The sequence below is a fragment of the Segeticoccus sp. genome, assembly GCF_035708005.1.
The window spans coordinates 1-9,443 of the sequence record NZ_DASSTI010000128.1; the positions used below are offsets into that span (position 1 = coordinate 1).

Here is a 9,443-nt window from a genome sequence, read left to right on the forward strand (position 1 = left end):
CGGCCCACCCCACCGGCCCCAGCTCCAGATAACGGTCAACGGACTGATCGAGCTCCACCGCCGCATCGCCCGAGGCTTCCGCAACCGCGCCAACTACCGACTACGCATGCTCCTGATCGCCGGCGGCCTCATCCTGCCCGAGCAGTGAGCCCCACCGCAGGTACGAAGAGCCCGACTTCGGCTCCGGGATGTGGCGCTGGGCGGGGACGGACCAGGCCGCGTGCCGACTTCGGCTCCGGGATGTGGCGCTGGGCGGGGACGGACCAGGCCGCGTGCCGACTTCGGCTCCGGCGAAGGCGACCCGCGCTCAGTAGAAGTGCTGTGGATCGACCACGTTCCGGAGCGGTTCGCCGCGGCGGAACCGGCCCAGGTTGTCGATGAACAGGTCGACGATGCGCTCGTTCTCGTGCAGCGACAGGGCCGCGGTGTGCGGGCTGAGCAGCACGTTGTCCAAGGACCAGAGGGGGCTGTCCGCGGGCAGCGGCTCGGTGGCGAACACGTCGAGCGCGGCGCCGGCGAGGCGGTGGTCCTGCAGCGCGGCGACGAGTGCGTCCTCGTCGACGGTGGACCCGCGGCCCACGTTCACGACGATCCCGTGCGCGGGCAGCGCGTCGATGGCCGCCTTGGTGAACAGCCCGCGGGTCTGGGCGGTGTCCGGCAGCGCGAGGACGACCGCGTCGCACTCACTGACCGCCTCGACCAATTCGTCGGTGGGGCGCATCCGGTCGACCAGCGTGTCGTCCTCGGGAGTGGGGTTCCGCCGCATGCCGGTCACGTGCATGCCGAGCGCCTGCGCCAGCTGAGCGGTCTCCCGGCCGATGTGCCCCAGCCCCACGACCAGCAGGCGCTGACCGGCAAGCTCTCGGACCGCGTAGTGGTCCCACTGACGAGCCCGGGCGTCCCTGAGCAGCCGGGGCAGGTCCTTGGTGAAGGCGAGCAGGCCCAGCACGGCGAACTCGGCCAGCTGCCGGGCGTGCACACCGACGCTGCTGGTGAACGCGACCCGGCGCAGTGCGTCCTCGGTGAGGTCGGCCGCCCGGACCTGCTGCCCGGCGCCGGCCGCGGTGCCCTGCACCCACCTCAGCTGCGGCGCCCGACCGACCACCTCGCGCAGCGACTGCGGTGTCTCCGACGGCACGCCGAACATCACCTCCGCGCGCGCCACCCAGTCGTTGAACCGCTGCTCCTGTTGCGGTGACCGCCGCCAGGACCGGTCACCGGCATGGTCGTTGGGATAGCGGGTGGGTGGCAGCAGGTCAGGGTCGAAGAGCACCTCGAACTCGGGCTCTTCATCCCGGATGTGTTGCACGAGAGCGGGTTCCAGCGGTGTCGCGATGAGCACGGTCGTCATGGGGCGTTCACTCCGCGCCGACCGGTTGCGGGGTGCGGGCGGGGAGGTCCACGCCGCGCCGACCGTGGGTGTCGACACCGAACATCAGCACCGCCGAGAAGAACAGCGCTGCTGCCATGAACGCGTAGGCGGCCCAGTTGCCGACCCCGCCCTGCAGCCAGCCGACGACGTACGCGCCGACGAAGCCGCCCAACGCGCCGGCGCTGTTGACCAGGGCCATGGCGGCACCGGAGACCTGCTGGGGGAGGAACTCCGGGATGAGCGCGAAGTAGGGGCCGTACGGCACGTACATGCACGCACCGGCGAAGATCAGCACCACGTAGGAGACCCAGTAGTGGGTGGTGCCCAGCAGGATCGACGCGATGAACAGGGCGGTTGCGGCGAGCAGGAAGGGCCAGACGAACTCGCGCCGGTTGCCGCTGCGGTCGGAGAACCGGGAGGCGACGAGCATGCCGATCGCGGCCAGCGCGTAGGGCACCGCCGACAGGCCGCCGATCACGCCGATGCCCTTGTGGTGCAGCGTGTCCAGGATGGTCGGCAGCCAGAAGACGAAGCCGTAGACGCCGATGCTCCACAGCAGGTACTGGATCGACAGCACGATGACGTTGCGGGACCGGAACGCCTGGAGGTAGCCGGTCGGCGCACCGTGCAGGTCCTCCTGCTCCCGGCGCAGCCGAGCGAGGGTCTGTTCGCGCTCGAGATCGTCCAGCCACGCTGCCTCGTGGGGCCAGTCCTGCACGACGCCGCGGAAGACGAACGCCCAGATGATGGCGGGGATCCCCTCGGCGATGAACATCCAGCGCCAGTTCGTGGCGGCGATGATCCAGCCGGACAGCGCCGACAGCCACATCACCGTGACGGGGTTGCCCAGGATGAGGAAGGTGTTGGCACGGCCGCGCTCGGACCGGCTGAACCAGTGGGTGAGGAAGATCAGCATCGCCGGGATGATCGCCGCCTCCACGACACCGAGCAGGAACCGGTCGACCATGAGCAGCCAGACCCACGGGATCACGCCCTGGGCGGTGGCGAAGATGCCCCACAGCAGCACGCACCAGAAGATGAGCCGGCGCACGCTCTTGTTCTCCGCGTAGTGCGCGGCCGGGATCTGGAAGAAGAAGTAGCCGAGGAAGAACAGCGCCCCGAGCAGTGCGGAGGTCCCGGCCGTGATGCCGAGCTCCTTCTCCAGCCCGCCGGCCACCCCGATCGAGTAGTTCGACCGGTCGAGGTAGGCGAGGCTGTAGGTGACGAACACGAGTGGGATGAGCCGTTGCCAGCGCGCACTGGTGGCCCAGCCGACTCGTTCGGCGACGGGAGCGGACATACGTCCATGACACCTCCCGCGGCGGGTCAGCGCAGGTCGGGAGCTCGCGGCGTCTGCACCGAGGATCGCAGGAGGTGCGCGCCACGGCAGCGCGGGGCGACCACCCTGATGCGGCAGGATCGGGTGTCGTGAACCCCTCGACCGCACTCGCGACGGTCCTCGTCGACGAGCTGATCCGTCGCGGCGTCCGGGAGGCCGTGCTCTGTCCCGGCTCCCGCTCCGCGCCGTTCGCCTATGCGCTGCAGGCCGCGGACCGGGCCGGCCGGCTGCGACTGCACGTCCGGGTCGACGAACGCTCGGCCGCCTTCCTGGCCCTCGGCCTCGCCAAGGGCGGATTCGCGGTGCCGGTGTTCACCACCTCCGGAACGGCCGTGGCCAACCTCCACCCGGCGGTGCTCGAAGCCCACCACGCCGGGGTACCGCTTCTCGTCGTCTCCGCCGACCGCCCCCCGGAGCTGCGCGACAGCGGCGCCAACCAGACCACCGACCAGGTCAAGATCTTCGGCGACGCGGTGCGCTGGTTCCACGATCTGGGTGCGCCCGAGCACCGGGCGGGGCAGAACGCGGTATGGCGGTCGGTCGCCTGCCGTGCCGTTGACGCGGCACTCGGCCTGCCGCTCGAGGGAGATGCCGGGCCGGTGCACCTCAACGTCCCGCTGCGCGACCCGCTCGTGCCCGACACGGCGTCGTCGGAGGCGGGGGCCGCCGCCCCACCCGGCGACCAGACGGTTCCCCGGGCGACGTCCGCGACGGACTGGCCGGAGCCGCTCGAGGGACGCCCCGAGGGGCGCGCCTGGGTGACCCGCAACCCGCAGGCTGAACGGGTCTTCCCCGTCGCCGCGTGCCCGCGCACCCTGGTCGTGGTCGGTGACCTGCCGCACGACTGGATGTATGACGTGGTGGCTCACGTGGAGGAGATCGGCTGGCCCGTCGTGGCCGAGCCGTTCGGGTGGTTCGACCGGTCCACCGTCATCCCGCACGGTCCGCTGGTGCTGACCGTCGAGGAATGGCTCGACCGGCACCGGCCGGATCGGGTTCTCGTCGTGGGGCGGGTGACGCTCTCCCGAGCAGTGCAGGGCCTGCTGCGGCGCAAGGGGGTTCGCGTCGAGCTGGTCGACTCCCGCCAGCGCTGGTCCGATCCTGCGCAGGCCGCGGAGCGGGTCTACTCCGTCGCTGCCTTGCTGGCGGTCGGCGGCCCCGGTCTGGCGGCGGATCCGGCATACGCCCGGGAGGCGGACCGCGACTGGGCGGCGGCTTGGCGGGAGGCGGGGGAGCAGGTGCACGCGGCGGCCCGCAAGGTCATCGACGACTCCTGGCCGTCCGGTCCCGCCGTAGCGGCCACGATCCTGGCCGAGTTGCCCACCGGCTCCATGGTGTTCGTCGGCTCGTCGAAGATCGTGCGTGACCTCGACCACGCCATGAGCGGCGACGCGGCGGCCGAACTCCAGGTCGTCGCCAACCGCGGCCTGGCCGGCATCGACGGCTGCGTGTCCACGGCGGTCGGCGTGGCGCTGGCGGCCGACCCCGCCCGGGCCGAGCAGTCAGCGGGAGAGAGTGCCGCGCCCGCACCCCGGAAGCGGCCGGCCTACGCGCTCATGGGTGACCTGACCTTCCTGCACGACACCAACGGGCTGCTGATCGGGCCGGACGAGCCGCGACCAGACCTGACGGTGGTCGTGGTCAACGACGACGGCGGCGGCATCTTCACGACGCTCGAACCCGGCGCGCCCGAGCGGGTCGGCGACTTCGAGCGGGTCTTCGGCACCCCGACCGGCACCTCGATTGCCGGCCTGTGCCGTGCCCACGGCGTGCCGCACCGGCGCGTCGAGACCAGGACGTCGCTGGCCCAGGCCCTGGTGGAGCCGCCGCAGGGACTGCGCGTCATCGAGGTGCCCGTCCCACGCGAGGGTCACCGCGACCTTGACGCCCGGCTCCGTGAGGCAGCCGCTCGGGCCCTCGCCGGCTGACCCATCCACACCGCGGTCTGCGCTCGGGGTGCAGCCGCGGAGGGTCGACCGACGACCCGGTGTGTGGCGTGTCGTGGGCCGCTACGGGGCCGACACGCCACACACAAGGTCGTCAGTCGGGGGCCCGCTGCGGCCGGGGGTCGGGTCAGAAGCCGATCGCGCCGATCGGCTCGCCGTCGGCCCGCCACGAGCGGGACAGCTCCCGGACGGCACCGGGCCGCAGCTCCTCGACCAGCCCGAGCCGCTGCTGGTCGACCAGTGCCCGTCCGCCGAGCCAGGCGGCCCCGAGGGGGGCGACCCCGAGGCGGAGCTCGGCGGCGTCGTCGGTGCGCTCCATCCGCGCCGTGCCATCCGTGGCGGCCGTGAACCGCCACCTGCCGGCGTTCCACGGGCACAGGTCGTCGGTGACCTCGAGCACCACGTCGCACGGGGCGGCATACCCGCGGGTGGTGACGGCGCGGTCGAGGTCGACGAGCCGTACCCACAGGCTGTCGTAGGTCCGCAGCTGCACCGCCCGGGGACCGCCGGCCCACCAGGTGACCGGCGACGCGGTGCCGAGTCCGTGGACCGTGACCGACGTGGTCAGGTCGAAGTCGACCAGCCGCCGCGCCAGCGCGAGCAGCGAGGGCTGGTCGACGGCGAGCAGCTCGGGCACCTGCACCGTGCCCTGCGGGCGGGCGTCCGCCCAGTTCTCCTTGCGCTGGAACACCGCGAATCCGGTGACCACGCCGTCGCGCCGGGCGAAGAGGATCTGCTCCGGCTCGGCGCCCTGCCGCCAGGACGGCACGTCCCGCATGACCGCACGCTCGACCTGCTCGGGCCGGCTCACCGCCCCGAGCGTGCACGCGTCGTGGCGCAGGCGCACCTCGTGGCGCAGCTTGGCCGCCTCGTCGCTGTCGGCGCGCACGTATGACGTCTCCACGGTGGCCGCGTCGTCGTCCAGTCCCGGCGCGTGGAACTCGGCCCCACGCCCCAGCTCGAGCCGCGTCTCCACGCTCGCCACGCCGTAGCCGAACCGTCCGTAGATCCCCACCTCCGCGGCGTGCAGCCCGCTGAGCGGAGCCTCGCCTGCCTCGTGCACCTGGTGCAGGTGGTGCCGCATCATCGACCGGAGCACGCCCCGTCGGCGCTGGTCGGGGTGCACGCCCACCCACGTCAGGCCGGACATCGGCACCCGTGCCAGCTCACCCGCACGGCCCGGCGCGGTGACGTGCATGTCGTATGACGAGTACACGCCGCACAGCCGCTCCTCGCCTTCCGGCGTGGTCTCCGGGTCGCGGGTGGCGGCGAACGAGCGCGACCAGTCCAGCTCCTCGGTGACCCGCTCGACGCTGACCCCGTGGGGGTCGGGGAAGAACGCCGACGCGTCGACGGCGGCGAAGCGCTCGGCGTCGCGCGGTTGCATCGACAGGATGCGGACGGGGGTGTCCTGGGAGGTGCGGGGGCTGGAAGGCATGGGACCAGCGAACTCGCCGTGCCCGGCATACGCAACGCATTTGTCGGTGCGGGGCACCCATGCCCGCGCTCGCACCGAGGTCAGGGGCCGGTGAGTGCGTCGCGCATCGGCACCAGCTTCGCCTCCGACTCGGCCAGCTCGGCCTGCGGGTCGGATCCGGCGACGATCCCGCAGCCGGCGAACAGCCGCATCCGGTCGCCGGCGACACCAGCCGCGTCCGGCTCGTAGGCCCCGCACCGCAGGGCGATGCCCCACTCGCCGTCACCGGAGGCGTCCATCCAGCCGACCGGCCCGGCATACCGTCCCCGGTCCATCCCCTCCAGCGCGGCGATCATCCCGGCTGCCGTCTCCCGCGGCGTCCCGCACACGGCGGCCGAGGGGTGCAGCGCGCCGGCGAGGGCCAGCGACGTCGTGCCGTCGGCGAGCACGCCGGCGACGTCGGTGGCCAGGTGCATGACGTTGTGCAGGTGCAGCACGAAGGGCGACTCCGGCGCGTTGAGCGACGTGCAGTGCGGCCGCAGGGCGTCGGCAACGGAGCGGACGGCGTACTCGTGCTCCTCGAGGTCCTTGCTCGAGCGGGCGAGGGACCCGGCGAGCGCGAGGTCCCGCTCGTCGTCGCCGCTGCGCCGGATGGTGCCAGCGAGCACGCGGGAGGTGACCAGCCCCTTCTCGAGGCGCACCAGCATCTCCGGGGTGGCGCCGACGAGGCCGTCGACGGCGAACACCCACGTGTTCGTGTAGCGCCCCGCCAGGGCCTCGAGCACCCAGCGCGGGTCGATCCGCCCGGCCGCGTTGACCACGACGTCGCGGGCGAGGACGACCTTGTCCACTTCTCCGCCGGCGATCCGCCCCACAGCGCGGGCCACGGCGGCGGTCCACCGCGACCCGTCCAGCGCGCCGGCGGCGAACTCCACGTCGCCGGGCGCGACCGCGGCGGCCCGCCGCGCGACGGCCGCCCGCGGCGGCAGGCCCGTGCCGCTCCCGGTCGTGGTCACCCAGCAGCGCCCCTCGCGCCGACCCACGACCACCTCCGGTATGACGAGTGCTCCCCCTGACGGCGAGTCGTCCGCGAACGCGAAGGAGCCGAACGCGACCGGGCCCGTGCCCGGCAGCCGGACCTCGTCCCGCACGACCGCATGGTGCACCTGCTCGCGCCACCACGCCTCGGCGTCGGCGAACCGGGTCGCGCCGCCGGTGGCGACTGCGCGGGTGCGACCCCACCCCACGAGGCCGTCACCCCCGCGGACCCAGGAGCTGAGCGCTCGGGCGTCACCGGAGTCCGGCAGGAGGGCGAGCAGCGGCCCGGGGTCCTCGATCTCCACCGTCCGGGTGACCAACGGCGCTGTCGGGACGGGGAGGGAAGCGAGCGGCGCCGTCGGCTCAGAGGTCACGAGCGGACAGCCTACGACGGTGGCACGGGACCGGCTCGGGGAAGGCCCGGCATACCGATCACCGCCGTCGATCGGGCACCGCGGGCGCCAGCGGCCCGGGGAGGTCGGGCGGCGGGCGTGCGGGAGGATGGCGGCCATGACGCGCGCCAGCCTGGACAAGCAACCCCGCGACGTCGCGGCGATGTTCGACGCGACCGCCGCGAAGTACGACCTGATGAACGACGTCCTCACCTTCGGGCTGGACCGCCGCTGGCGCCGACTGGTCCGCGACGCGGTGGATGCCAAGCCGGGGGAGCGGCTGCTCGACATCGGCGCCGGGACGGGGACGAGCAGCGAGCCGTTCGCCGATGCCGGGGTGGACGTGGCGCCGGCCGACTTCTCGCTGGGGATGCTCCGCCTGGGGCGGCACCGTCGGCCCGACCTCGGGTTCACCGCTGCCGACGCCACCCGCCTGCCGTTCGCCGACGAGGCGTTCGACGCGGTCACCATCTCCTTCGCCTTGCGCAACGTGGCCGACCCGGACGCGGCGCTGCGCGAGTTCCGCCGGGTGACCCGACCGGGCGGCCGTTTGGTGGTGTGCGAGTTCAGCCAGCCCACCAACCGCGCCTTCCGCACCGTCTACAACGAGTACCTCATGCGGTCCTTCCCGCCGGTCGCCCGCGCCGTGAGCTCGAACCCCGAGTCCTACACCTACCTCGCCGAGTCGATCCGGGCTTGGCCGGACCAACGGGCGATGGCGCAGCGGGTCGCCGATGCGGGCTGGCGGGACGTCGAGTGGCGCAACGTGACCGGGGGCATCGTGGCCCTGCACCGGGCGCGGCGGCCCTGATTCCTCGGCGGGGCCGCCCGGTGCCAGCGTGACCGCGGTCAGACCGGCGAGGGGGTAAGGGGCGCCTAACTACGTCCTCTCACCCGTGCGGCGTAGAGTTCCCTGAAGAGTTCGTGAAGACGTTCACAAGGTGCAGAGGCGGTCGTGAGTCACAGGAGTGTCGGCGTCGGACCCACGGGCGACGCGAGCGAGCGCGCTGACGTCATCGTCGTCGGTGCCGGCCCCGGAGGCGCCACGACCGCCGCGTACTTGGCCATGCAGGGCCTCGACGTCCTGCTCCTGGAGAAGACTGCCTTCCCCCGCGAGAAGGTCTGCGGCGACGGCCTGACCCCGCGTGCGGTGAAGGAGCTCATCACCCTCGGCATCCCCACCCCCGAGGACGAGGGCTGGATCCGCAACAAGGGTCTGCGCATCATCGGCGGCGGCATGCGCCTCCAGCTGGACTGGCCGGACCTCGCGAGCTTCCCGCCCTACGGCCTCGTGCGCACCCGCGAGGACTTCGACGAGGTCCTCGCCCGGCACGCGGTCAAGCACGGGGCCCGGTTGCGCGAGCGCACCAACGTGGTGGCACCCGTGCTGGACGAGCGCAGCGGACACATCGTCGGGGTGCGGGCCAAGGTCGCCGACGACGCCGGTCGCCCCACCGGGGAGGAGAAGGTGTATGCCGCCCCGCTGGTGGTGGCTGCCGACGGCAACTCCTCGCGCCTCTCCACGGCGATGGAGCGACACAAGCGGGACGACCGGCCGATGGGCGTGGCGGTGCGCACCTACTACCGCAGCCCGCGCCACGACGACGACCTGCTCGAGTCCTGGCTCGAGCTCTGGGACGGCGACCGGCTGCTTCCGGGCTACGGCTGGATCTTCGGTGTCGGAGACGGCACGTCCAACGTCGGCCTCGGCATCCTCAACACCAGCGCCTCGTTCGGCAACGTCGACTACAAGGACCTGCTCGTCCGCTGGCTTCGCGCGATGCCGGAGGAGTGGGGCTACCTCGAGGAGAACCGCACCGCGCCGATCCGGGGGGCGGCGCTGCCGATGGGCTTCAACCGGACTCCGCACTATGCCGACGGGGTCCTGCTCGTCGGTGACGCGGGGGGCATGGTCAACCCGTTCAACGGCGAGGGCATC

General features: G+C 72.8%; 7 protein-coding genes. 3 read left to right on the plus strand and 4 right to left on the minus strand.

Annotated features, from left to right (window positions below):
* Positions 1-307: 307 nt before the first annotated feature.
* Together VFL99_RS12535 and VFL99_RS12540 are read right to left on the minus strand one after the other, a co-directional pair.
* The gene (locus VFL99_RS12535) at positions 308-1,351 is read right to left on the minus strand and encodes a D-2-hydroxyacid dehydrogenase (protein ID WP_325106701.1); all 1,044 of its coding nucleotides are present in this window, start codon (positions 1,349-1,351) and stop codon (positions 308-310) included.
* A gap of 7 nt (positions 1,352-1,358) precedes the next feature.
* Positions 1,359-2,672: an MFS transporter gene (locus VFL99_RS12540; RefSeq protein WP_325106702.1), complete on the minus strand. Its 1,314-nt coding sequence runs from the start codon at positions 2,670-2,672 to the stop codon at positions 1,359-1,361.
* A 128-nt stretch (positions 2,673-2,800) separates the two neighbouring features.
* Here VFL99_RS12540 and menD point away from each other — a divergent pair, with 128 nt between their 5' ends.
* Complete coding sequence (gene menD, locus VFL99_RS12545; RefSeq protein WP_325106703.1) at positions 2,801-4,639, plus strand: 2-succinyl-5-enolpyruvyl-6-hydroxy-3-cyclohexene-1-carboxylic-acid synthase; 1,839 nt, start codon at positions 2,801-2,803, stop codon at positions 4,637-4,639.
* A gap of 145 nt (positions 4,640-4,784) precedes the next feature.
* On the opposite strand, the gene VFL99_RS12550 is transcribed toward menD, so the two are convergent.
* Both VFL99_RS12550 and VFL99_RS12555 read right to left on the minus strand, forming a co-directional pair.
* A complete protein-coding gene (locus VFL99_RS12550) occupies positions 4,785-6,095 on the minus strand; it encodes a GNAT family N-acetyltransferase (protein ID WP_325106704.1) in 1,311 nt (436 codons plus the stop codon).
* A gap of 80 nt (positions 6,096-6,175) precedes the next feature.
* Positions 6,176-7,486 carry an isochorismate synthase gene (locus VFL99_RS12555; RefSeq protein WP_325106705.1) on the minus strand — a complete coding sequence of 437 codons (1,311 nt, stop codon included), beginning with the start codon at positions 7,484-7,486 and terminating at the stop codon, positions 6,176-6,178.
* 136 nt (positions 7,487-7,622) lie between these two features.
* Between VFL99_RS12555 and VFL99_RS12560 the strand changes: the two genes are divergently transcribed.
* Positions 7,623-8,315 carry a demethylmenaquinone methyltransferase gene (locus VFL99_RS12560; protein WP_325106706.1) on the plus strand — a complete coding sequence of 231 codons (693 nt, stop codon included), beginning with the start codon at positions 7,623-7,625 and terminating at the stop codon, positions 8,313-8,315.
* 144 nt (positions 8,316-8,459) lie between these two features.
* On the plus strand, positions 8,460-9,443 hold a 984-nt coding region (locus VFL99_RS12565; protein ID WP_325106707.1), incomplete at its 3' end, for a geranylgeranyl reductase family protein.